This window comes from Lichenihabitans sp. PAMC28606 (assembly GCF_020616535.1).
Taxonomy (GTDB): domain Bacteria; phylum Pseudomonadota; class Alphaproteobacteria; order Rhizobiales; family Beijerinckiaceae; genus Lichenihabitans; species Lichenihabitans psoromatis.
This window is the reverse complement of the sequence record NZ_CP085136.1, coordinates 3,960,206-3,984,058: the sequence shown is the minus strand read 5'-3', so window position 1 is coordinate 3,984,058 and position 23,853 is coordinate 3,960,206. Positions and strand designations below refer to the sequence as shown.

At 63.3% G+C, this 23,853-nt stretch carries 23 protein-coding genes and 1 pseudogene; 14 read left to right on the top strand and 10 right to left on the bottom strand.

Translation table 11 applies throughout. The features are described 5' to 3' along the window. Positions 1-94: 94 nt before the first annotated feature. Together LGH83_RS18780 and LGH83_RS18775 are read left to right on the top strand one after the other, a co-directional pair. Entirely contained in the window at positions 95-913 is an 819-nt protein-coding gene (locus tag LGH83_RS18780) for a glycoside hydrolase family 16 protein (RefSeq protein WP_227399935.1), read from the top strand. Then, positions 913-2,115, top strand: coding sequence for a glycosyltransferase (locus LGH83_RS18775; RefSeq protein WP_227399934.1), 1,203 nt, complete (start codon positions 913-915; stop codon positions 2,113-2,115). The genes LGH83_RS18780 and LGH83_RS18775 overlap by 1 nt, the downstream gene beginning before the upstream one ends. Here LGH83_RS18775 and LGH83_RS18770 read toward each other — a convergent pair. Next, a complete protein-coding gene (locus tag LGH83_RS18770) occupies positions 2,029-3,057 on the bottom strand; it encodes a glycosyltransferase family 2 protein (RefSeq protein ID WP_227399933.1) in 1,029 nt (342 codons plus the stop codon). The two genes, LGH83_RS18775 and LGH83_RS18770, sit on opposite strands and share 87 nt — an antisense overlap. A 158-nt stretch (positions 3,058-3,215) precedes the next feature. Here LGH83_RS18770 and LGH83_RS18765 point away from each other — a divergent pair, with 158 nt between their 5' ends. Both LGH83_RS18765 and LGH83_RS18760 read left to right on the top strand, forming a co-directional pair. Further along, on the top strand, positions 3,216-4,745 hold the full coding sequence (locus tag LGH83_RS18765) for a lipopolysaccharide biosynthesis protein (protein WP_227399932.1): 1,530 nt from the start codon (positions 3,216-3,218) through the stop codon (positions 4,743-4,745). Between the two features lie 155 nt (positions 4,746-4,900). After that, a pseudogene (locus LGH83_RS18760) lies at positions 4,901-5,433 on the top strand (cupin domain-containing protein). Positions 5,434-5,449: 16 nt separating this feature from the next. On the opposite strand, the gene LGH83_RS18755 reads toward LGH83_RS18760, so the two are convergent. Genes LGH83_RS18755 through LGH83_RS18745 form a run of 3 tightly spaced genes read right to left on the bottom strand, consistent with a single transcriptional unit; the run spans position 5,450 to position 8,024 of the window. Continuing rightward, a complete protein-coding gene (locus LGH83_RS18755; protein WP_227399931.1) occupies positions 5,450-6,256 on the bottom strand; it encodes an ABC transporter ATP-binding protein in 807 nt (268 codons plus the stop codon). After that, complete coding sequence (locus LGH83_RS18750) at positions 6,253-7,029, bottom strand: ABC transporter permease (RefSeq protein WP_227399930.1); 777 nt, start codon at positions 7,027-7,029, stop codon at positions 6,253-6,255. Before LGH83_RS18750 ends, LGH83_RS18755 begins: the two co-directional genes overlap by 4 nt. A gap of 38 nt (positions 7,030-7,067) precedes the next feature. Beyond that, entirely contained in the window at positions 7,068-8,024 is a 957-nt protein-coding gene (locus LGH83_RS18745) for an ABC transporter substrate-binding protein (RefSeq protein ID WP_413771072.1), read from the bottom strand. Between the two features lie 207 nt (positions 8,025-8,231). Here LGH83_RS18745 and LGH83_RS18740 point away from each other — a divergent pair, with 207 nt between their 5' ends. Then, positions 8,232-8,561 carry a hypothetical protein gene (locus tag LGH83_RS18740; RefSeq protein WP_227399929.1) on the top strand — a complete coding sequence of 110 codons (330 nt, stop codon included), beginning with the start codon at positions 8,232-8,234 and terminating at the stop codon, positions 8,559-8,561. Positions 8,562-8,621: 60 nt separating this feature from the next. Here LGH83_RS18740 and dapE read toward each other — a convergent pair whose 3' ends face one another. The 4 genes from dapE to mutM all read right to left on the bottom strand — a co-directional run bounded on the left by dapE (position 8,622) and on the right by mutM (position 12,079). Continuing rightward, positions 8,622-9,776 carry a succinyl-diaminopimelate desuccinylase gene (gene dapE / locus LGH83_RS18735; RefSeq protein WP_227399928.1) on the bottom strand — a complete coding sequence of 385 codons (1,155 nt, stop codon included), beginning with the start codon at positions 9,774-9,776 and terminating at the stop codon, positions 8,622-8,624. Beyond that, positions 9,773-10,252 (bottom strand): hypothetical protein, encoded by a 480-nt coding sequence (locus LGH83_RS18730; RefSeq protein ID WP_227399927.1) that lies wholly within the window; start codon positions 10,250-10,252, stop codon positions 9,773-9,775. The genes dapE and LGH83_RS18730 overlap by 4 nt, the downstream gene beginning before the upstream one ends. Continuing rightward, positions 10,252-11,109, bottom strand: a complete 858-nt coding sequence (dapD, locus tag LGH83_RS18725) for a 2,3,4,5-tetrahydropyridine-2,6-dicarboxylate N-succinyltransferase (protein WP_227399926.1) — start codon at positions 11,107-11,109, stop codon at positions 10,252-10,254. Before dapD ends, LGH83_RS18730 begins: the two co-directional genes overlap by 1 nt. A 79-nt stretch (positions 11,110-11,188) precedes the next feature. Continuing rightward, on the bottom strand, positions 11,189-12,079 hold the full coding sequence (gene mutM, locus LGH83_RS18720; RefSeq protein ID WP_227399925.1) for a bifunctional DNA-formamidopyrimidine glycosylase/DNA-(apurinic or apyrimidinic site) lyase: 891 nt from the start codon (positions 12,077-12,079) through the stop codon (positions 11,189-11,191). Between the two features lie 176 nt (positions 12,080-12,255). Between mutM and ubiE the strand changes: the two genes are divergently transcribed. The 8 genes from ubiE (at position 12,256) to LGH83_RS18680 (ending at position 19,598) form a co-directional block, all read left to right on the top strand. Then, entirely contained in the window at positions 12,256-13,041 is a 786-nt protein-coding gene (gene ubiE / locus LGH83_RS18715; protein WP_227399924.1) for a bifunctional demethylmenaquinone methyltransferase/2-methoxy-6-polyprenyl-1,4-benzoquinol methylase UbiE, read from the top strand. Positions 13,042-13,047: 6 nt separating this feature from the next. Then, positions 13,048-14,613, top strand: a complete 1,566-nt coding sequence (ubiB, locus tag LGH83_RS18710) for a 2-polyprenylphenol 6-hydroxylase (RefSeq protein ID WP_227399923.1) — start codon at positions 13,048-13,050, stop codon at positions 14,611-14,613. A 4-nt stretch (positions 14,614-14,617) separates the two neighbouring features. Further along, complete coding sequence (locus tag LGH83_RS18705; RefSeq protein ID WP_227399922.1) at positions 14,618-15,508, top strand: formyltransferase family protein; 891 nt, start codon at positions 14,618-14,620, stop codon at positions 15,506-15,508. A 104-nt stretch (positions 15,509-15,612) separates the two neighbouring features. Continuing rightward, positions 15,613-16,902 (top strand): bifunctional phosphopantothenoylcysteine decarboxylase/phosphopantothenate synthase, encoded by a 1,290-nt coding sequence (locus LGH83_RS18700; RefSeq protein WP_227399921.1) that lies wholly within the window; start codon positions 15,613-15,615, stop codon positions 16,900-16,902. Continuing rightward, positions 16,899-17,378, top strand: a complete 480-nt coding sequence (gene dut, locus LGH83_RS18695; RefSeq protein WP_227399920.1) for a dUTP diphosphatase — start codon at positions 16,899-16,901, stop codon at positions 17,376-17,378. Before LGH83_RS18700 ends, dut begins: the two co-directional genes overlap by 4 nt. Positions 17,379-17,381: 3 nt before the next feature. Beyond that, a complete protein-coding gene (locus tag LGH83_RS18690) occupies positions 17,382-17,828 on the top strand; it encodes an RrF2 family transcriptional regulator (protein ID WP_227399919.1) in 447 nt (148 codons plus the stop codon). Between the two features lie 94 nt (positions 17,829-17,922). Further along, on the top strand, positions 17,923-18,933 hold the full coding sequence (gene cysK, locus LGH83_RS18685; RefSeq protein WP_227399918.1) for a cysteine synthase A: 1,011 nt from the start codon (positions 17,923-17,925) through the stop codon (positions 18,931-18,933). 29 nt (positions 18,934-18,962) lie between these two features. After that, positions 18,963-19,598 (top strand): glutathione S-transferase family protein, encoded by a 636-nt coding sequence (locus LGH83_RS18680; protein WP_227399917.1) that lies wholly within the window; start codon positions 18,963-18,965, stop codon positions 19,596-19,598. On the opposite strand, the gene trmD is transcribed toward LGH83_RS18680, so the two are convergent. Continuing rightward, a complete protein-coding gene (trmD, locus tag LGH83_RS18675) occupies positions 19,595-20,293 on the bottom strand; it encodes a tRNA (guanosine(37)-N1)-methyltransferase TrmD (protein WP_227399916.1) in 699 nt (232 codons plus the stop codon). The genes LGH83_RS18680 and trmD overlap by 4 nt on opposite strands. After that, positions 20,293-20,859: a ribosome maturation factor RimM gene (gene rimM / locus LGH83_RS18670; protein WP_227399915.1), complete on the bottom strand. Its 567-nt coding sequence runs from the start codon at positions 20,857-20,859 to the stop codon at positions 20,293-20,295. Before rimM ends, trmD begins: the two co-directional genes overlap by 1 nt. Positions 20,860-21,157: 298 nt before the next feature. Here rimM and LGH83_RS18665 point away from each other — a divergent pair, with 298 nt between their 5' ends. Beyond that, the gene (locus LGH83_RS18665) at positions 21,158-23,812 is read left to right on the top strand and encodes an MMPL family transporter (protein WP_227399914.1); all 2,655 of its coding nucleotides are present in this window, start codon (positions 21,158-21,160) and stop codon (positions 23,810-23,812) included. Positions 23,813-23,853: the final 41 nt, after the last annotated feature.

Below are 23,853 nucleotides of genomic sequence, written 5' to 3'. Positions count from 1 at the left end.
CGCCGAAAGCCTAGAACCTCACAACAACCTGTGGTAGCAGACGATGACGGAGGTCCTGCCATCCTTCTGATCCGACGGCCATGAGGGCGATCGCGTGCAAGCCAACCTCTCCGTTCTCGTCGGATCGTCGCTCGTCGCGGCCATCTTGCTGTTGTCGCCGCCGCGCGCTGTCGCCCAGGAGGCAGCGATCGATCTGAGCCATTTCGAGCTCGCCTTTTCGGACGAGTTCGATCGCCTTGACGTGTCCGGCACCGGCTTTGGCGCGAAATGGGCCACGCATACGTCCTGGGGTGGAGATTTCGGCGACGCTCGCTTCACCGATCCGGGACCAACGGGACCCTTCAAGATCGTCGACGGGCATCTCGAGATTATCGCCAGCAAGACACCAGCCGGCGTGTGGCAATCGGGCCTGCTGTCCTCGGTCGACACCACCGGGCAAGGCTTCTCCCAGCAGTATGGCTACTTCGAGATGCGGGCGAAACTCCCGGCCGGAAAAGGACTGTGGCCGGCTTTTTGGCTTAACACAGTCTTGCCAAAAGGCTCGCCGATCCCAGGCATCGAAATTGATGTGATCGAACACTACGGCCATTTCCCGAAGCTTTATCAGGCACTGGTTCACATCTGGCCGAAGCCGCCCAATGACGACGACGCAGCCCGCAAGACTGTGATCGAGGTTCCGGAAGGCAGCCTCTACAACGACTTCCACACCTATGGCGTGCTGGTCCGGCCCGATTGGATCACGGTCTACCTCGACCGCAAGCCGAAATGGCGCTGCCCGACCCCGCCCGAACATAAAAACAAACTGATGATTTTGGCCAATCTGGCGATGGGATCAGGCTGGCCGATCGACGAGACGCCCAATCCTTCGATCATGACGATCGATTACATCCGCGCCTATCGCGAGCGACCCTGATGACGCAGCCTTCGACTGAGCGCGAGCCTGCACGCATGCGGATTTTCGCGCATCTCGCCTATGGCTTCGACGCTCGACAGTGGGAACTCAAGTGGCGGGACGGGCGCCTTCTGGGCCTCAACGAACCTCGCCCCTACGGCTATCACCATGCCGTCGAGCATGGCTGCGACGTCGTTTTTTCGACCGATCACGCCGAGAGTTTGATCGGCCACTCTCTACGGGGATTCTTGCGGCTCGTGCTTGGCTTCGATGTCCTGCATGCTTTTCGCAATCGCCACGCCATGATGGCGGCAGATGTCATCTGGACCCATACCGAGTCACAACATCTCGCGGTCTCGCTGCTCCTCAAGCAACGATCCGCCACGCATCGGCCGCGGTTGATCGCCCAAAGCGTGTGGCTGATTGACGGGTGGTCGCGGTTACACCCGCTTCGGCAACGCTTCTACCGATGGTTGATCGAGAGCGCGGACGTGCTGACGTTCCTGTCTCCCGTTAACGCGAGCGTGGCATCGGCCCTGTTTCCAGACAAGCCATGTGAGTTCGTTCAATTCGGCATCCGAGCCGATATTCAGGCCGCGCCGCGAGGCGGAACCGTGCGATCGCCGCTTCGTATCCTAGCCGTCGGCAACGATCGGCACCGCGATTGGGAGTGTCTTGTGAGCGCCTTTGGCAACGTCGCGGGTTTTAACCTCACAATCGCGTCTCAGACGATCCGCACCGATCTCTCGAGTTACCTCAACATCGCGGTCGTGACTCCACGCGACAACGAAGCACTCAAGCTGCTCTACGGCGCCGCCGACCTCATGGTTCTGCCACTCAAGCCAAATATGCATGCCTCCGGCATCACCGTGCTGCAGGAAGCGGCGCTGTTTGGACTGCCGACCGTGGCCAGCAGGGTCGGCGGGCTCGACGCATATTTCCGGGATGACGATGTGTGTTTCGTCGAGCCTGAAAATCCCACATCGCTCCGCCGAGCCGCCCAGGCTTTCGCGGCCAATCCGCAACTCAGCGTGCATTTCGCCAGTCGCGCCCAAGCCCGGATGCGTGCCGACGATCTTGGTTCGCGCGCCTACGTGTCGCGGCACGTCGCACTCAGCCGAGAGTTATTGCGCGGCTCACGGCGTCGCGGGGAACATGCTCCGCATCAGGCCGACGAACGATCGGCGACCGGCGCTGAACCGATACTCGACCACGCGCCGTGACGCGAGGTTCGGAAGAACCATGCAAAGCGCGATGGTCAGGGCTTTTGCCACTTTGGCTGAGGGCGACCCTGTACTGCGGGCGAGGCACGCAAGCGTGACAAGAACGTGCCCCATCCGCGGACGCCTCGCTTCGAAGACGCTCTGATATGTCCTGGTCTCGCGATAATAGAAGGACTGGTGGGGCTCGAGCAGCGCGCGGGGGTCACCCTTGGCCACGAGCGTACGCTTGAGATGATCAAGCCGAAAGACGAAACGATCCGCCTCGGCTTGAAAACGCTTGGACGTCAACGCCGCCCCCGATCCCGACAAATTCGCTCCATGGATGCGATAGCGGCCGAGCGGGGTCGACAGGCTGACCACATCACCGAAAAACGGGGCAGCGATCAGAGTGACGCCATCGACCCATGTTTCGTAATCGACCTCCTCGATCAACACACACAGGCTGCGGTGGAAAACGTTGCCGGATGTCGGGGGGCTGGAATAGACGCCATTGACGGCGACATCGCGCATCAGCGTTACGCGGTCCCGAAAGTCTCTGAGCGGCGGCAGCGGATCACCGATCACGGTCCCGTTTTCGTCGATCGGTACAAGCGGAAATTGTAGCTTGGCGACCCGATCGTCGAGATTCTCCAAGATGCGCGCGAGCGCCCCCTCGATCAATTCGTCATCGGCGTCGAGGAAGAGAACGAACGGTGCGGTCGTCTGCGCGAAGCCTTGCAGGCACGCGCGTGCGGCGCCCCCATTCTCGACCAGGAAGCTCTTTGCGATCCCATAAGACTGGATGACGGCCCATGAGCCATCGGTCGACCCATCGTCGACGACGATGAGTTCGACGCGGGGATCGATCTGGCGCGTCACACTCTCGATCGCGCGGCCGACATAGCGCTCGTAATTGTAAGTCGGGATGATGACGGCGAGCCGCACAGCCATGTCGTCCGCCATCCAAGCTCCACCCTCTGCCCTGTTTCAATTCAGCGAACCGCCCACCGGCTGATCGCATGCGGACTGATGGCCCATCTCATCGCGAATCGCAACCTGTGGTAGTAATTTGAGGTGACAGTACGTAAAGGGAACATCGACGCTGAAACGAGGTTGAGCAGATGAGCAGTCGATTCGTTCGCAATTCGCTATTCGGAACGATCGCGGGCGTCAGCACAACTCTCGGTAGCTTCGCCAGCAGCCTGATCGTGGCGCGTCTCCTGGGCGTGGAGGCCACTGGCGCGGTCGCTTACGTCGTTTGGGTCGTGGGCGTCGCGACCACGCTCACCAGCCTCGGCCTGCCCTTCACGCTGGCCCGCTATTTGCCCGAAATGCTGGGTCGCGGAGAGACGCAGCAGGCGATGCGCCTCGCGGCCTATTTGTTTCGCCCATTCCTTCTGGCGACCGCGCTTCCGGCAATCGGCTTTGCATCCTACGCGGGTTGGCTGATCGTCCAACACTCCGACGCATTGGCGCAGTTCGACCCCCAAACGCCGCTGCACGATCCAATGATCTGTGGACTGGTCGGTTTGACCTGTCTGGCCCAGGCCTTGGCCGAATATGCGCGGAGTTATTTGCGCGGCATGCACGCCTTTTCGCGCGTCGCCAAGATCACCAGCATCTCCATGGCGGCACAGCTTGTGGCGCTCGCGATCGGGAGTTCGCTGTTCGGGGTGCGTGGCGCGGTCGGCGGCTATCTCTGTGCGAGCCTGTTGCCGCTCTTGGTGCTGCATGAAATCTGGCGCGAGCCGGGCAAAGTAGCGCCCGACTTGAAAGCCAGGATCGTCACCTATGCGCGGTTCCGCTGGGCGTCCGAGATGCTAGGCTTCTTCATCTGGTCACGGATCGAAGTGTTCTTCCTGCAGGTATTCTGGGGCATTCAATCGATCGGCCTCTTCACGGTCGGCCTGACCTTAGCCAATCTGGCGATCCAGGGCCCTCTCATGCTGACCTGGGGATTGCTGCCGCATTTTTCCGAACAGCGTGGACAAAACGACATCGAGGCGATGCGACGGGTTTATGCGACCGGCACGCGTTTGATGGCGTTTCTGGTCTTCCCGGCCTGCCTCGGTCTAGCGGCCGTCATGCCCGCCGTTCTTACGCTGCTCTACGGCCAAGCCTTTGCGGGCGCCATCCCGGCCGCCACGATCCTGGTCTGCGCCGCGTCCATCTCGGCTGTCGCGACGGTGGGCACCAACTTGATGTGGGCCATGGAGCGCAGCGACGTCGATTTCTACGTCGGCCTCGTCGGCGCCGTTCTGTCTATCCTCGGCGGCCTTCTCGTGATTGGCCCCCTGGGTCCGATGGGCGCGGCCTATTCCAGGGCCGCGACCCAATTGGTCGCGGTCGGGGTATCGTCCTGGTTCCTCGTCCGTCGTCTCCATTTCGAAATCCCGATCGCGTCATTGGCACGTCTGTTCGCGGCCGCCGTGCTCTGCGCGCTCGCGGCACGGCTCTGCCTCGATCTGGTCGGCGGCATCCTTGGGTTGCTGGTCGCAATTGGAGCCGGTGCTGCGACCTACCTCATCGCAGTCAGGCTGCTGGCGGCCCTCCCGCCCGACGACATCGCCCGGCTCCGGTCGGTGTCGCGCATGATGCCCGGCGGACTGGCACGCGCCATTGATCCTGCCATGCGGCTCATCTTAGGATAGCGGCCTCGCAGCAGCGAACGGGAAATCAGGCGCGATAACGCCTCGCGTTGCGGCTCGCTCCCGACCATACTTCTCTCGATCCGGAGCCGCGCGGCAGGCTTGCCTTGCATCTGGCCATCCGGTGAATGACGCGACCCCGAACCACGAGCGCGACCATGCAGAGCCAAGACGATCATCAACACGACCAAGCCGATGGCGACCACGACCATTCCGATCGTCACCACGAGGCGCCCCCGCGCTGGAAGCATGACGGTATTCGGGTCATCAAGGGCGACCAGCTCGATTCCAACACGCCGCAAACGCCAGGCATGTTCCGACAGGCCGCTATCGATCATGCGCGCGTCGGCGCTCAGAAAATATGGGCCGGGACGGTTCGGATCGAGCCCAACGCAAAGACCGGCGTGCATCATCACGGCGACCTCGAAAGCGTGATCTTCGTCGTGCGCGGTCGCGCGCGCATGCGGTGGGGCGAACGGCTGGAATTTGTTGCCGAGGCCGAAGCCGGCGACTTCATCTTCGTGCCACCCTTCGTGCCGCATCAAGAGATCAACGCCGACCCCGACCAGCCGCTCGAATGCGTTCTGGTCCGATCCGACAACGAAGCCTCGTGGTCAACATCACCAATGTCGACCCGGTGGAGCCACCCGAAGCGGTTTATTGGGTCGACCCGATCCACAAGCACCCGTGAGCGCCAGCGCCTTGCGTCAACCGGCCTGCGCTGCCAGGACGGCTTCGACTCGAATCTCCTCGGTGAGCCGCGCCTTGAGGGCGTTGAACTCGGGCGTCGTTTTGATCGTGTAGCGACGCGGATGCGGCAGATCGACTGGCACATCGGCCTTGATGCGGCCCGGCCGGGCCGTCATGACGACAACGCGCGACGCCATGAAGATCGCTTCCTCGATGTCGTGCGTCACGAACAAGACCGTCTTTCGGTCGCGTTCCCAAATGTCGAGCAGCAATTCCTGCATCAGCGCACGCGTCTGGTTATCCAGCGCCCCGAACGGCTCGTCCATCAACAGGATGTCGGGATCGTTGGCGAGCGCGCGCGCGATGGCGGTACGCTGCTGCATCCCGCCGGAAAGCTGACGCGGCAGATGATGCTCGAATCCCTTGAGGCCCATCCGCCCAAGATATGTATCGACGATGTCGGCCTGCTCACGCGTCGGAACGTTTCTTTCACGAAGCCCGAAGGCGATGTTCTGCCCGACCGTGAGCCACGGGAAGAGCGTGTAGGATTGAAACACCATGCCTCTGTCCGGCCCAGGGCCGATCACCGGCTTGCCGTTGAGCAGCACGCGCCCGGAACTCGGCCGATCGAGCCCCGCCACGATCCGGAGCAAGGTCGACTTTCCGCAGCCTGAGGGGCCGAGGATGGTGATGAAGTCATTCGCCGCAACGGTGAGATCGGTGGGGGCAAGAGCGACGGTCTCGCCGCCGCGCGGGCCCAGAAAGACGCGCGAGACGCCCTCCACCCGCAATTTGGCGGCTTGCTCGGTTCTGGCAACACTCATGCGAACGTCCAGGCGAACAGCTTGCGGTTCAAGGCTTTGAAGAACAGGTCGGAGATGAGCCCGATCACGCCGATCGTAATGATCCCGAAGATCATCTTGCCGGTCGCGAGCAACGCCTGACTATCGATGATCATGTGGCCGATGCCCGAGGACGAGCCAATGAGTTCCGCCACGATCACGTAGGTCCAGGCCCAACCGAGAACGAGCCGCAGGATTTCAGCGATGCCGGGCGCGTTGGCCGGCAGGAGGACGCGGTGGATCACGCCCCGATCGTTCGCGCCGAGCGTATAGGCGGCTTCGACAAGGTCCCGCCGTGTCTGTCCCACCTGCCCGGCCACCATCAGAATGATCTGAAACACCGAGCCGATGAAGATGACGAGCAGCTTCTGCGTTTCCCCGATGCCGGCCCAGAGGATGAGCAGGGGGACAAAGGCGGAGGCTGGCAGGTAGCGCGCGAAGGACACGAACGGCTCGAGAAGCGCCTCGACCGGCTTATAGGCTCCCATGGCAATGCCGAGCGGCACCGCCACGAGCGTAGCGATGACGAAACCGCCGACCACGCGCCACACCGTCATGCCGATATCGGTCATGAAATCGAACCGCGTGATCAACACGTAGCCGTCCCGCAGCATCGACAGCGGGTCGGCCAGGAACGTCTTTGATACGAAGCCGCCGAGCGTGAAGAACGCCCAGATAGCAAAGAAAAGAATGAAAAAAGACAGTCCGAGCGCAATGCGCGCGGGCTGTCCAATCGGCGTAAAGGGGCGTGCCATGGATCAGGCAGCCCCTCGACACGACGGGGTCAATCCGATCATTTCAGGCCGAGCGGACGCGGGTCGAACAACATCTTCATGTCGGGCTTGTCGGAGATGGTGCCGACCTGGATCAAGAGATCGGCGGCCGTGTCCGAGAACTTGCCAAATTCGCTGCCGAAGAATGTGGTGTTCGAGGCGCGGTCGGCCCAGCGCAGATATTTGGCCGAATCGGCGAATTCGTCACCCGATTGCTTGACGTCGGCGCCCATGATCTCGAACGACTTTTTCTCATTGGCCTTGATGTAGTCCAGCGCCTCGAAATAGCTGTCGACGAGCGCCTTCGCGGCAGTCGGATTGTCGTCGAGGAATTTGGGCGTACAGCCAAGCGTGTCGAGAATCATCGGATAATCGAGCGTCGTCGCGAGAATGTGGCCCGCATCCGGCTTATCGCGTACGGCCGACAAATAGGGCTCGTAGGTCACGGCCGCATCGTTCTGACCGGCGAGAAAAGCCTGCGCGGCAGGACCGGGCTCGAGATTGACGACCTTCACGTCTTTCAGGGTCATGCCGTTCGCGTTGAGGAACCAGGCCAGCGTGAAATAGGGCGTCGTCCCGGGCGACGAAGCCGCCACCGCCTTCCCTTTCAGATCCTTGATGGTCTTGATGTCGCCGCGTGCGACGATACCGTCGGCCCCATAGGACTTGTCGAGTTGCACGATCTCGCGCGCCGGGACACCGTTGGCGTTCCAGACGATCCAGGTTTCGACCGTGGTTGCGGCGCATTGGATGGAGCCCGACGCCATGGCGAGCGAGCGGCTCGCCTGCGGGATCTTCGGCAAGGTCACGTCAAGGCCGTGCTTCTTGAAGATGCCGACTTCCTTCGCGAGCGTCAGCGGCCCAAATCCAGTCCAGCCCGAAATTCCAATCGCCACCTTCGTGTCATCGGCCTGAGCCGCCGTCGCGCCCATCAGCAATCCCGCGAGCACGAGACCCGCACCAACCATCCGCTTCATGTTTGTTTCTCCCCAATCCGACGCGCCCGATTTGCTGTGACGACGGCTCGATTGTCCAGCCATCGCATGCAGGATCGATGCCTTATCGCTCGATTTACGGGACGCGACGCCGCGCCGCGAGCCGCGTCCGGAACTCCACAGCGGGCCGCTCGTTTTCTTCGCATATCAGTCAAGATGACGGCCGGCACTGCCGGCACGGAGCTTTCGATGCACAAGAGTTTTTTTCTCGCCGGCGCCACCGTTGCGGCAGCGCTTTTTCTTTCGTCCGTCGCTCAATCCGCAATGGCGTCCGATATCGACTATTCGGTCGATCGCAACGCGCGCGTCGTAACGATCCAACAGGCGTTTGGTCACCGCCCCAGCGGCTATGGTTATGACAATGGTGCCGTCTACGGCCCCAATTACGAAACCAACAGCGGCACGAACCCCTATGGCGGTGGCTTCGACTTCAACCGCTATCCGCCGGGCAGCGCCGGGGCCGAAGAACTTCGTCAGAGCCGCCACGATTATTGCGAATTCTCGCCATCGCGCTGCTGAGCCGACCCCCAGAGCGCCTGGTCCAGAAGTGGAGCGGGTAGTGCCTGCCCACTTCATTTTTCAGGTGAGAAACGACGTGATGATTCGACCGTAAACGGCGGTGAGACGGTCGATATCGGCAATCGCAACTCGCTCATCGATCGCATGCATCGTGCGTCCCACCAGCCCGAACTCGACCACCGGGCAATGGGCGGAGATAAATCGGGCGTCAGATGTTCCGCCCGTGGTCGATAGCACCGGGCGCAGACCGGTCTCCGCCTCGACAGCGTCAGCCACGAGGGTCGTAAAGCGTCCAGGCCCGGTTAAGAACGCCAAAGCGTTGCACGGCATGAAATCGAGCGACACATCGGCACCGGCGCTTGCGGTGTCGACCCGCGTCTGGACCTCGGCCCGGAGTGTTTCGGGCGTCCAGAGATCGTTAAAGCGGATATTGAACCGCGCTCGCGCTTCCGCCGGGATCACATTGGTGGATGGATTGCCCGTATCGACCGTCACGACTTCGAGGTTCGAGGCGTCGAAACTCGAGGTTCCCTTGTCGAGCGGTGCGTCGGTGAGCGCCACAAGGATCCGCAACAAGGGCGGGATCGGATTGCTGGCGAGGTGCGGATAGGCCACGTGACCCAAGCGGCCGTGGACCACGATCTCGCCCGTCAGTGACCCGCGGCGACCAATTTTCATCATATCGCCGAGCGCGTTCGGGTTGGTCGGCTCGCCGAGCACGCAGGCGTCGAAACGTTCGCCGCGGGCCATCACCCAGTCGAGCAATTTGACGGTTCCATTGATGGCGGGGCCTTCCTCGTCGCCCGTGATCAGAAAGGCAATCGAGCCATTGGGCGCCCCCGCCCCTTCCAAATGATCGAGCGCTGCCGCAATCGATGCTGCGACGCCGCCTTTCATGTCGCAGGCGCCCCGCCCCCAGATCATACCGTCGGCGATCTCGCCTGAGAAAGGGTCAAACCGCCACGCCGCCGGATTGCCGGGCGGCACGACATCGGTATGGCCCGCGAAGACGAGGCAGGGGCTAACCGTTCCGATCCGCGCATAGAGATTGAGGATCTCGGCTTCGCCTGGACCCGAAAAAGAGACGAGATCGACCGTGAACCCGGCGTCGCGCAGCATATCGGCCAGCAACGGCAAGGCTCCGCCGTCGTTGGGCGTGACGGACTGACAGCGCAGAAGACGTTGCGTGAGGTCGACGGCGCGCGAGAGGGTCATGACGAGGGACGATCGTTCAGAACGCCCAATTCGATGGCATTCCACAGCGCAACCGCCGTCATCAAGGCGACGATGACGGGGGCTGACCAATCGGGGAGGCTATCGAACGATCGCGGAATGAACCAGATGGCGGCGCTGCCGACCAGAAGGCTGAGCGGCAAGAGACCAGCGAGCGAGGCGGGGCGCCCGCGCGCCCGAAAGCGCTTGGCACTGAGATTATACTCACAGATCGCGATCAGGAGGACAGCGAAGGCGAATAGGATGAGGTAAGCGTAGGCTAGGATCGTCATGGGAGCCAGGAACTGCTCCTGCGCCAGATCGTGATGCGCGTAAGGACGCAGGATGACCCAGATCATCGTGCCAACCACGGCCAATGTGGTGAGCGGCACGGTCCCGCGCCACCACGTCGAACGCCCGATCAGCCCCTTGTCGGTGCGGAACAGGAAGAAGAACGTGTGGCGCTCGGTCTCGGACATCAATCTCTCAGGAGGTCGTTGATGGCCGTCTTGGAGCGGGTCTGTGCATCCACGGTCTTGACGATGACGGCGCAATAAAGCGACGGGCCGGCCGACCCATCCGGCAGCGGCTTGCCGGGCAGATTGCCCGACACGACGACCGAATAGGGCGGCACGTAACCGACATGGATTTGCCCGGTCGCCCGGTCGATGATCTTGGTCGAGGCCGACAGGAACACGCCCATCGACAGGACGGAGCCCTGCCCGACCACGACGCCCTCGACCACCTCGGATCGCGCGCCGATGAAGCAATCGTCCTCGATGATGGTCGGGTTCGCCTGCAGCGGCTCGAGCACGCCGCCGATGCCAACGCCGCCCGACAGATGCACGTTCTTGCCGATCTGCGCGCAAGAGCCGACCGTCACCCACGTATCGACCATCGTGCCCTCGTCGACATAGGCCCCGAGGTTGACGAAGGACGGCATGAGAATGACGTTCCGGGCGATGTGGGCCGAATGGCGCACGACGCAGTTGGGCACGGCGCGAAAGCCGGCTTCGGCGAAGCGGCCGGCATCCCAGCCGTCGAACTTCGACGCCACTTTGTCGTACCACGACGACTCACCGGGCCCACCCGAGATCAAAACCATATTGTTCAGGCGGAACGACAGAAGCACGGCCTTCTTGAGCCACTGGTTCACGCTCCAGGCGTCACGGCCAGACTTGGCCGGATCGCGCTCGGCAACCCGGAGGCGCCCCTGATCCAGCAAAGCAAGCGCGGTGTCGACCGCCTCTCGGACCGCGCCCATCGTGTGTGATCCGACCGATGCGCGATCCTCGAACGCCTGCTCGATGATGCCTCGGAGTTCGTCGTGCTGCATGGAACGCCTCTCAATGACCGGCGCAGGTTTCGGGCGCGACGGCGTCCTTGTCAACGCCGATCAACCGAGAGCGTCTCGTCTAGCGCTGGCACTCGGCGCAGAAGAAGGTGGACCGGCCGGACTGCACGATCCGCCGGATCATACCCCGACAACTCGGGGTCGTGCAGGGTTCGCCCTCGCGGTCATAGGCTCGGAAGCCGTGCTGGAACGTGCCCAATGCCCCATCGGTGTGGCGGTAATCCCGCAATGATGAGCCGCCGGCCTCGACTGCTTCGTTCAGCACGTCGCGGATCATCGTGGACAGGCGCTCGGCTCGCGCAGTCGGGCCACCATCTTTTCGGGCCAGCGTTCCGGCCATGCGGCGCGGCGACAACCGCGCGCGGTGCAGCGATTCGCAGACGTAGATATTGCCAAGCCCCGCGATGAGAGTCTGGTCGAGGAGCGCCGCCTTCAGCGGCGTGCTTTTGCCGGCCATCAATCGGCTTAGTGTCACGCCGTCGAAGGCGTTGGACAGCGGCTCGACCCCGATGCCGCGAAAGAGCGGATGACTGTCGAGGCCGCCCGCCTCAACCAGTGTCATAAAGCCGAAGCGCCGCGGATCGTTATAGGTGATCGTCATGCCGCTGCCGAGATCGAACCGCACATGATCGTGCAGGCTCTCGGCGTTGCGCTCGTGGTAATAATGGCTTGTCACTGTATCGGGGCTGCCTGCTCCGGGCGCCCGAACCCGAAACGAGCCGGTCATGCCGAGATGCATGGCGAGCAGGAGCCCATCGTCGAGTTCGGCCAGCAGATATTTGGCACGGCGTCCCATCGCGATCAGACGGCGGCCCTGGAGACGCTCGATGAAGGATGGCGGGAAAGGAAACCGAAGATCCGGCCGGTTCAGGGTGACACGGGCGAGCACCTCGCCTTCCATCGCGCTGGCAAGGCCGCGACGCACGGTTTCGACTTCGGGAAGTTCGGGCATCGGCCTCGGCTGCTGATCGATTGATGCGCACACGTAACCATGCCGCACCGCTCGCGCCAGAGGGCCTTTGCGCGGGAGCGTCGCGACGCGCTATTTGCTGAATTGGCGATTTCGTTCGCCCCGGACCTGCTCTATGGTCCGGCCGCGCCGGACATGACGCACCAAAGGACGAACCCATGGAAGTCGCACACTCCGAATTGCTTAAGCCAGACAGTGCGGACAACACGCATTTCGGCTTTTCGGACGTGACGGTCGGCGACAAGCAGCGGCTCGTCGATGACGTGTTCAACACGGTCGCGAACCGCTACGATATTATGAACGACCTGATGTCCGGCGGTCTGCACCGGGCGTGGAAAAACGTCTTCGCGGCGCAAGTCAAACCCTCACGCACCGCGGCCTTCCGGCATCTCGATGTCGCGGGTGGCACCGGTGATATCGCGTTCCGCGTGGCATCGGCCGGCGGCACGCTGACCGACGTGACGGTGCTGGACATCAACCCGGCCATGCTCGACGTCGGTCGCGACCGCGCCGCAAAGCGCGACATTCCGGGCGAGATGCGCTTCGTGACCGGCAATGCCGAAGAACTGCCGCTGCCCGACAATCACTTCGACGCCTATACGATCGCGTTCGGCATCCGCAACGTGCCGCGCATCCCACTCGCGCTCGCCGAAGCCTATCGCGTTCTGAAACGCGGCGGTCATTTTCTCTGCCTGGAATTCTCCTCGGTCGACGTGCCAGGGCTCGACCGGATCTATGACGCCTTCTCGTTCAAGGCCATTCCGGCCATGGGCAAGATCGTGGCCGGGGATGCCGAGCCCTATCGCTATCTGGTCGAATCGATCCGCCGCTTTCCCAGCCCGGACACTTTTGCCGAAATGATCGAGACCGCCGGGTTCCGGCGCGTGTCGGTGACGCGTCTCACGGGCGGTGTTGTTGCCATCCACTCGGCCTGGAAGCTCTAGACCCCGATGTTCGCCGCCATAGGCCATCTGCTCCGGCTGCTTCGCGCCGTCTACGTCCTGGCGCGCGAGGGCGTGTTTTCCGGCATCGATCCGCGCCTCGTGCCGATCGAAGCCCGTTTGCCGCTCGCCGTTGCGCGACTGATCGCGCGCAAGAACGTCGGGGTCGGCATGAGCCGCCTCGCGGTCGCGATTCAGCGGCTTGGTCCGTCCTATATCAAGCTCGGCCAATTTCTGGCCACCCGTCCCGATGTGGTCGGGGCCGGAGCCGTCATGGCGCTGGAATCGTTGCAGGATCGAGTTGCGCCTTTCCCACGCGCGGTGTCGGTCGCGATCATCGAGGCGGCGTTCGGCCAACCGATTGACAGCTTGTTCGTCTCGCTGAGCGAGCCCATGGCCGCTGCCTCAATCGCTCAGGTCCATCGAGCACGGCTCCGCAATCAGGACGGCGAGCGCGATGTCGCTGTCAAAGTGCTTCGGCCTGGCGTCGAGCGCCTGTTCCGTCGCGATATTTCCGACATGTATTTCGCCGCCCGTCTCGCGGAGCGCTGGCTTCCGGATGCCCGTCGCCTGAAGCCGGTCGAGGTCGTCGACACGCTGGCCCGTAGCGTCACGATGGAGATGGATTTCCGTCTTGAAGCCGCTGCGGCATCGGAATTCGGGGAGAATGCGGGGGCCGATCCGGATTTCCGGGTGCCGCGCATCGATTGGAACCTGACCGCGAAGGAAGTTCTCACACTCGAATGGATCGACGGCACCTCGTTGTCCGACATGGCGGGCCTCGAAGCCCGTGGGCTCGACCTTCCCTCGCTCGGTCGTGTCGTAATCCAGAGCTTCCTGCGCCACGCGATGCGGGACGGCTTCTTTCACGCCGACATGCATCAGGGCAATCTGTTCGCCGACCACGACGGTAAGCTCGTCGCGGTGGATTTCGGCATCATGGGACGGCTCGGCCCGAAGGAGCGGCGCTTTCTGGCCGAGATCCTCTATGGCTTCATCACGCGCGACTATAACCGGGTCGCGGAGGTGCATTTCCAGGCCGGCTATGTGCCGCGCACCCATCGCGTGGCCGATTTCGCGCAAGCCATACGGGCCATCGGCGAGCCGATCCATTCCCGCACGGCCGACCAGATCTCGATGGCCAAGCTACTGACGCTGCTGTTCGAGATCACGGCCCTGTTCGACATGCACACCCGGATCGAGCTCGTGATGCTGCAGAAGACCATGGTGGTGGTCGAAGGCGTGGCGCGCAAACTCGACCCCCGCCTCGATCTCTGGGCGACGTCCGAACCCGTCGTGCGGAGCTGGATCGAGGAAAACCTCGGCCCGCTCGGCAAACTGCAGGATGCGGGCGCCAGCGTGATGAGCCTTGCGCGAGCCTCCCTTGCATTGCCCGATGTTCTCGTGCGCGGCGAGCGCATCCTATCGTCGCTGGAAACCAGCTTCGACAAGGGCATCGGCCTTTCGGGTGAAAGCTTGGAGGCGCTTGCCAAAGCGCAGGCCGGCCGATTCGGGTGGATGACCGGCGCGTTGTGGCTCATCGGCATCGCGCTGATGCTGCACTGGCTCTTCTAACCCGGTGTCGCCGCCGCGCTTGGCCCTATTCGCTCTGGAAGCCTTACCGAACGCACGCGCGGTGCGGCAATTTCTGGTCGATCATGCGGCCGAGATCGCCTTCGTGGGCCTATCCAATGCAGAGCGACCGAAGGCCGGCGGCTTGTTCGGGCAAATCGGGCGGCACGTGCGCCGCTCGGGCCTTAGCATTCTGCCCTACCTGATCGTCAACTTCGGCTTGCCGGATCTGTCCACCGCGCTTTTTCCGCTGCTCGGCCGCTTGGCACCACATCCCACACCGGTCTCGGGCACACCGCTGCGCACCCTCTGCGAGCGGCATGGCATACCGGTCATTCGGGTCGACGACGTCAATGGCGTCGAGGTTGCGGACGCTTTCGCGGCGCATCGCCCCGATCTCATCGTCTCGTTTCATTTTGACCAGATCTTCTCGGCCACGACGCTGATGCTGGCGCCGCTCGGCGGTGTGAACGTGCATCCCAGCCTGTTGCCGCGCCATCGCGGGCCGGTTCCGACCGTCCATGCTCTGGCCGAAGACCCCCACGCCTTCGGTGTCACCGTGCATCGTCTCGTCGCCGACATCGATGCAGGCGCCATCCTCGAGCAGGAGGCTGCGACGCTGCCGCCGGGCACCAGCGCGTCGGGCGCATCCGTGCTGCTGCACGAGCGCGGACGGAGGCTGCTCGATCATGTGCTCGCGACGATCGCGCGTGACGGCATGCCGCCAGGGCGCCTCGTTCCGAGACTGCCCTATTGCCCGTTCCCGGACGCGGCCTTGCTCCGCTCGTTGCGTCGTCGCGGACGGCGCGTGACCGATGCTCACGATCTGTCGGATGCTCTGCGGCTGAATGGCTTTTCGCCGCGCAAAGACATGCGCTCCCCGTCGAAGGGCGCCTAATTCGACACGCGGCGCGCGACGATCACCGTCGCGATCAAGCTCGCATTCCTTTCGTGCTTCAGTCGGAGTATAGCCAACAGGGACCCTCGCCCCGGAGCCCGGCCTTGACCAACGCCTCGAACCTCCCCGGCAAACGTATTCTCCTCGTGATCGGCGGCGGCATTGCGGCCTATAAATGCCTCGAAGTCGCGCGTCATCTCGCCCGGGCGGGGGCCAAGGTGCGCGCCGTCATGACGCCGGCGGCGCATCATTTCGTGACGCCCCTGTCGGTCGGCAGCGTCACGGGCGACAAAGTCTTCACCGATCTTTTTTCGCTCACGGACGAAGCCGAGATGGGCCACATCCAGCTCTCGCGCGACGCCGACCTGATCGTCGTGGCACCGGCAACCGCCAATCTCCTGGCCAAGATGGCGCATGGCATCGTCGACGATCTCGCCACCACGGTGCTGCTCGCGACCGACACGCGTGTGCTGGTCGCACCCGCCATGAACCTTCGCATGTGGCTGCATCCGGCGACGCTCCGCAACGTCGACCAATTGCGGCGCGACGGCGTCATGTTCGTCGGTCCCACCGAGGGCAGCATGGCGTGTGGCGAATATGGGCCGGGTCGGCTCGCCGAACCGCTCGATATCCTGGCCGCGATCGATGCCGCCCTCGCCCATGACACGGCGGTGGCGCTCCCGCCCGGCATCACGGGACGACCCCCCGAGAAAGTCCGCGCACCTGACGAGACGCTGGCAGGTCGCCGGGTGATCGTCACCTCGGGGCCGACGCACGAACCCGTCGATCCCGTGCGCTATCTCGCCAACCGCTCATCCGGCCGGCAGGGCCACGCGATCGCGATCGCGGCCGCCGCCGCCGGTGCCGAGGTGGTTCTGGTGAGCGGGCCGGTGGACCTGCCGGATCCGGCCGGGATGACGGTGGTGCATGTCGAAACGGCCTTGCAGATGCTGGCAGCGGTCGAGCAGGCTCTGCCGTCGGACATTCTGGTGGCGGCCGCCGCCGTCGCGGATTGGCGCCCCGCCGAACCGCAACCCGTCAAAATCAAAAAGCAGCGCGGCGATCACGAGCCCGCCCTGCTCCGCCTCATGGAAAATCCCGATATTCTCGCCACCGTCGCGCACCGTACGACGGAGCGACCGACGATCGTGGTCGGCTTTGCGGCTGAAACGGACCACCTGCTCGATCACGCGGCCGCCAAGCTGGCCCGGAAGGGATGCGATCTCCTGGTCGCCAATGACGTCAGCCCAGACAGCGGCATCATGGGAGGTGACATGAACGAGGTCCATCTTCTAACGCGGACCGGCGTCGAATCCTGGCCCCGACTGTCGAAGGACGATGTCGCGGCGCGGCTCGTCGCCCGTATCGCAGAGATGATGAAAGCGCCCTCATGACCATCGATGTTCGCGTGCTACGGCTGCCTCACGCCGAGGGTATGGAGCTTCCGGCCTATCAAAGCGGCGGAGCGGCCGGCATGGATCTTGTGGCGGCCTTGCCCGACCACGTCACCATGGTGCTGGAGCCAGGGGCCCGCGATCTGGTGCCGACCGGCCTGTCGCTGGCGATCCCCGACGGCTATGAGGCGCAGGTGCGGCCGCGCTCTGGGCTGGCGCTGAATCATGGCGTCACGGTGCTGAACGCACCCGGAACGATCGATGCCGATTATCGCGGCGAGGTCAGGGTCCTGCTGGTCAATCATGGTCGCGATCCCTTTCCGATCGAGCGCGGGACCCGTATCGCCCAACTGGTGTTCGCCCGGGTCGAACAGGCCCTGCTGGTGGTCACCGAGGATCTCGGCGCGACTCATCGTGGCGCGGGGGGCTTCGGGTCGACCGGCCTTCTCTCGACGCTCGTCAAGGCCGACGACTGACCGATGCTGTCGCGGCGTACTCTCTTTGCGATCGCGGCCGTGCTGGATACCGCGCGGCTCGCTCGATCGAAGCCGCTGCCGGCTAAGTCGCTCGCGGCGCGCCATGACGTCGCCCCGCGACAGTTCGAGTCGCTGCTGCAGATTTTGGTGCGCGCCGACATTCTGAAAAGCCTCCGCGGCCCGCATGGCGGCTACGAACTGGCGCGGGAGCGGCGACGGATCAGCCTCGGCGATATCGCACGCGCGATCGACACCGCGAAAGCGGATCCGAAGACCGATCCGGCGCCCCCATCAAGGCTGCTTGGCGACGTCATTAAACCGACGATCGCGGATGCAACCGCCGCCTTTCTGGACCGACTCGACCAGACCACCATCGAAGACCTGTGCCGCCGCGCCGACGCGCTCGGGATCGATGCCGACGAGACCACCATGGCCGATTTTCACATCTAGGCGGTCGAGGCTTACACGTGGAAGCCGCTGTTGAAGGGGCGGCACTTGCGATAAGCTGCGGCAGAAGCACGTTCTTTCCGGGAGGAAGCCTACGATGTCATCCGCTTTCGCGACCGCTCCCGTTCCGGCCAACGACACCGCCTCAGCGGCGGTGCCGACCTATGGCCGCGGACGCATCTACGACAGCATCACCGATACGATCGGCAACACGCCGTTGGTGCGCCTGCAGCGCCTTGCGGCCGAGAAGGGCTGCAAAGCCGAGATCCTCGCCAAGCTTGAATTTTTCAACCCCATGTCGAGCGTCAAGGATCGGATCGGCGTCAGCATGATCGACGCGCTCGAACGGGCCGGCACCATCAAGCCGGGACAATCGACGCTGATCGAGGCGACATCCGGCAACACCGGGATCGCGCTGGCTTTTGTGGCGGCGGCGCGCGGCTATCGCCTGATCCTGGTCATGCCCGAGTCGATGTCGATCGAACGCCGCAAGATGCTGGCGCTTCTTGGGGCCGAATTGGTGCTCACGCCCGCCGCGCATGGCATGAAGGGCGCGATCGCGCGCTCACAGGAGATCTTCGAGTCGACGCCGGGCGCGGTCGTGCCGCAGCAATTCGAGAATCCCGCCAATCCCGACATCCACCGGCACACCACCGCCGAGGAGATCTGGGCCGACACAAACGGCGATATCGACGTCTTTGTAGCGGGGGTCGGCACTGGCGGCACCATCACGGGCGTCGGCGAGGTGCTGAAGCAGCGCAGGCCTGGCGTGAAGATCGTGGCGGTTGAGCCCGAGGATTCGCCCGTGCTCTCCGGCGGCCAACCCGGCCCGCACAAGATCCAAGGCATCGGCGCGGGTTTTGTGCCCAACGTTCTGCACCGCGACGTGATCGACGAGGTGATCACGGTCAGCAATCAGACATCGTTCGACACCGCTCGCCATGTTGCGCGTATCGAGGGCATTCCGGTCGGCATTTCCTCGGGCGGCGCCATCGCGGCGGCGCTCGAAATCGGCATGCGTCCCGGCATGGAGGGCAAGCGGATCGTCGTCATCGTGCCGTCCTTCGCGGAACGTTATCTCTCGACGGCGCTGTTCGACGGTCTCTGATCGCTCGATCAAAACAGGAAGGACCCTGCATGACCGACAAGCTCGTCTTCTTCCATGCCCCACAGACCCGTTCGACGGGCGTCTCCATCCTGCTCGATGAACTCGCCGCGCCGCACGAGCTTCGTCTCGTCAACATGAAAGCCGGCGAACAGCGCGAGGCGTCGTTCCTGGCCGTCAACCCGATGGGTAAGGTGCCGGCGATCCTGCATGGCGATGCGTTGGTGACCGAACAAGTTGCGATCTTCACCTATCTGCCTGACCTGTTTCCGCAGGAAGGCCTTGCCCCAGCGATCGGTGATCCGCTCCGTGGTCCCTATCTCCGATGGCTGGCTTTCTATGGTTCGTCGTTCGAGCCGGCTATCGTCGACCGAGCCATGAAGCGGGATGCGGGTTCCATCGCTCTCTGTCCTTACGGCACCTACGACAGCATGCTTTCGACGCTCACAGATCAGCTCCGTGGGCGACCCTATCTGCTTGGTGCGCGCATGACGGCGGCCGACATTTTGTGGGCCGGAGCGTTACAATGGACGACGAATTTCGGCCTCGTCCCGAAGCTGCCTGAGATTGAAGCCTATCTCGAGCGAATGACCAAACGCCCGTCTTTCGAGGCCGCAACGGCTCGTGATGCGGATATTGTCGCCCAGCAAGAAGCCGCCGTCAGCTAATCCGCGTCGCTACGGCGGCTCGTCAAGAGATCCGGGCGGCGCGCCCGGGTCACCGCAAGGGCTTCGGCCCTGCGCCACGCCGCGATCTTGCCGTGATCGCCGCCGAGAAGGATCGGCGGAATATCCTGTCCCTCGAAATGTCGCGGCCTGGTATATTGCGGATATTCGAGAAGATGGTTCTCGAAACTCTCGTCGACGCCGGACGCCTGCGCCCCCATAACGCCGGGCAGCAAGCGCACACAGGCATCGAGCAGCACTAGCGCCGCGATCTCGCCGCCCGACAGCACATAATCGCCGATCGAAACCTCTTCGAGCCCACGCGTTGCGATCACCCGCTCGTCGACCCCCTCGAAACGACCGCAGAGGATCACGACACCGTCGCCGGACGCCCATGACCGCACACGGGCTTGGGTGAGCGGCTTGCCGCGCGGGCTCATGAACAAGCGCGGTCGCGGGTCGTCCGGGGCAATCGCAGCATCGAGCGAAGCCGCCACGACATCGGCGCGGATCACCATGCCCGGCCCACCCCCGGCCGGCGTATCGTCGACGGCTCGATGGCGGCCGATGCCGTGCTCGCGGATATCTACCGTCTCGACGTCCCAGACCGCGCGGTCGCGCGCGTCACCCGCCAGGGAGAATCCCAGCGGGCCGGGGAAAAAACCGGGAAACAACGTGAGGACGGTGGCGCGCCACATCAGCGGTCGGCATCGTCTTGTGGGGCGTCCGCGCTGGCCGCTTCCGCGTCGGGATCCGCCTCGGCCAACGCCTCGTCGCTGATCATCACACGGCCGCCGGGCACGTCCACCACCGGCACGAAAGCTTGAGTGAAGGGGACCAGAATCGTTTCGCCTGCGGGCGGGCGAATTTCGAGCAGGTCACCAGCGCCGTAATTTGCCAGCGACATGACTTCTCCAAGAGGCTCGCCGCAGCTCGTCTCGGCCCGCAATCCGACGAGATCGGCGTGGTAGTATTCGTCCTCGTCGGCAGCGGGCAGGATCGCGCGATCGACATAGAGTTTCATGTTGGTGAGTGCGGCAGCGGCCTCCCGCGTGCCGACACCCTCGAACCGCGCCACCACCATATCGTCTTTGACTGGCCGCAGACCAAGCATCACCAGGGTCTTGCGCCCATCCTCCGATATCAACGGACGGTAGGACGCGATCGCGGTCGGGGTGGCAGTATAGGATTTGACGCGGACCTCGCCACGAATGCCATGCGGTGCGCCGACCACGCCGACGAGAATGCGCTGCTGAGATGCCATGACTGAACCGCTAGGCCACGCGGGACGCGACAGCCGATCGCTGCTTGTTCCAAGCTCGGTCAAGATCGTCAAGCCGAAGCAAGGAAGCGTGAAGATTCTGCTCCAGCGCTCGGGAAATTGTTGCAATGCAACAGAGGATCGGCGAGACGACGCTTTCTTGCCGCTTTTTTAGGCCAGCGATAAATCCGCCGACAAGCAGCCTGCCCTAAACCCCGGAAAACTTGCAAAATCGAAGGCGCCCGCGTAGCGGTACCCCGGTTGCGCCAGCGACACCAAACAACGGACAGTGACCAACCTTATGCTGACCAAAATCGTCCAGCGGATCGTCGCTGCCTGCTGTCTTCATGCCAAGCTCGTTCTTCTGATCTCGGTTTTGCTCGGGGCCGCATCGGCTTATTACTCGGTCACGCATTTTGCGATCAACACCGATAGCAGCAAGCTGATCTCCACCGAGCTGCCCTGGCGGAAGACCGAGACGGCGCTCAACACGGCGTTTCCGCAGAACAACAATTTGATCCTCGTCGTGATCGACGGTGTGACGTCCGAGCGCGCTCAGGCGGCTGCCACGAGCCTCGTCGACACCCTGAAGGGCCAGACGCAACATTTCGAGTTCGTGCAGCTGCCGCCCGAACAAAGCTTCTATGCCAAGAACGGGTTGCTGTTCAAAACGACGGACGAGGTTCAGGAGACGACGGACCAGCTCGTCAAGGTTCAGCCTCTGCTGAGCACCCTCTCCAACGACCCCAGCCTGCGCGGCTTCTCCAACGCGATGTCGCTGCTCGGCGCGGGCGTGGAACGCGGCGATGCCGATCTCAGTCAAGTCGCAGGCCCGTTCGGCAAGTTCGCGGCCGTCTTCGAGTCGGCGCTCGCCGGCAAGGTCGCGCCCTTCTCCTGGCAGGCGCTTTTCGCCAACAAGCCCGGCCAAGACACCACCGTGACGAGCGAGAACGGCCGGCGCCGCTTCATCGAGATCAAGCCAAAGCTCGATTTTGGCAATCTGGAGCCGGGCGAAGTCGCGACCGATGCGATCGAGAAAGCGATCACGGACCTGCATCTGACGCCCGATACCGGCGTGAAGGTGCGGTTGACCGGCCCCGTTCCGCTGAACGATCAAGAGTTCGGCACCGTCAAGGACGGCTTCGCCCTGAACAGCATCATCACGGTGGTGGCGGTCCTGCTGATCTTGTGGGCCGCCCTCAAGTCGGGACGACTGATCTTCGCGGTCTTCGCCAGCACGGCCGTCGGCCTCCTCATGACGGCGGCGCTCGGCTTGATGTTGGTCGGCGCCCTCAACCTGATCTCGGTTGCTTTTGCGGTGTTGTTCATCGGCATCGGCGTCGATTTCGGTATTCAGTTCAGCGTTCGTTATCGCAACGAACGTTTCTTGGAGCCGGATCTGATCCGGTCGATCGTCATGGCGGGCGGCAAGGCCGGTCGTCCATTGCTGCTCGCGGCCGTTGCGACAGCGGCCGGCTTCTACTCGTTCCTGCCGACCGATTACGAGGGCGTCTCCGAACTCGGCTTGATCGCCGGCAATGGCATGATCATCGCGTTCTTGATCAGCATCACGATGCTTCCGGCGCTGCTGACCGTTCTGCACCCGCCATCCGAGCATCAGGAAGTCGGTTACACTTCGCTCCAGCCCGTGGATGACTTTCTCAAGCGTCACCGCGCCTTTGTGATTGGTGGCACCATTCTGATCGTGCTGCTCGGCTCGCCTCTCCTGCTCAAGCTGCGTTTTGATTTCAATCCGCTGAACCTGAACAGCCCGAAGGTTGAGTCGGTCGCGACACTCCTCGACCTCATGAAGGATCCGAACACCACCACCAACACGATCCAGGTGTTGGAGCCGAACCTTCAGGACGCGACCACGACCGGCGCCAAGATCGCCAAGCTCCCCGAAGTCAACCGCGTGACAACGCTGGAGAGCTTCGTGCCCGAGGATCAGGATGCCAAGCTGGCCATCATTCAGGATGCGGCCAGCGTGCTCGGATCGACGCTCGATCCCCCGAATCGCAAACCGGCCCCGACCGACGAGCAGGACCAGACGGCGCTCAAGACCCTTGCCGACTATGCGATGCGTGCGTCCGCCAAGGGTACGGGCTCGGATGCCGAGACCGCCAAGCGTTTCTCCAACGATGCAAGCAAGCTGAGCGCTGCAGATCCGGCAGCGCGGCAAGCGGCTCGGGAGTCGCTTCTGCCGCCGCTCAACATCCTGCTGGCGCAGATCAAAGACACGATGTCGGCCGAGAAAATTTCGCTCGACACGATCCCGAAAGACCTGGCCCGCAACTGGGTGACGCCCGAAGGGCAAGCCCGCATCGAGGTCTATCCGAAGAACCTGAGCGACGCGAACAGCAACCTCGAACAGTTCGGCGCTGCCGTGAAATCGATCGCGCCCGACGCGACCGGCGAACCGATCCTCATTCGCGAATCCGGCCACACGGTCATCTGGGCCTTTATCGAAGCTGGCGCATGGGCCCTGGCCTCGATCTCGATACTCTTGATCGTCGTGCTGCGTCGCGTGAGCGACATGCTGCTGACGCTGGTTCCGCTTCTGCTAGCCGGGATTTTGACGCTTGAAATTTCCGTGTTGATCAATCTGCCGCTGAACTTCGCCAATATCATCGCGCTCCCGCTGCTCCTGGGGCTCGGTGTCGCGTTCAAGATCTACTTCGTCCTGGCATGGCGCAGCGGCGAAACCAGCATGTTGACCTCGAGCCTCACGCGCGCCGTGTTCTTCAGTGCGCTCTGCACGGCCGTGGCGTTCGGCAGCTTGTGGTCTTCGAAACATCCAGGCACGGCCTCGATGGGCGAATTGCTCGCCTTGTCGCTCGCCTGCACGCTGTTTATGGCTGTGGTGTTTCAAACCGCACTGATGGGTCCGCCACGCAAGAAGCATGTCGAGCCGATCGACCATGATCTCGCGACCAACCTGCGCAAGGCGGCCTGATCGACTGAAAGCCGCCTTTTTGCTGTCTTGCGGCGCGTTTC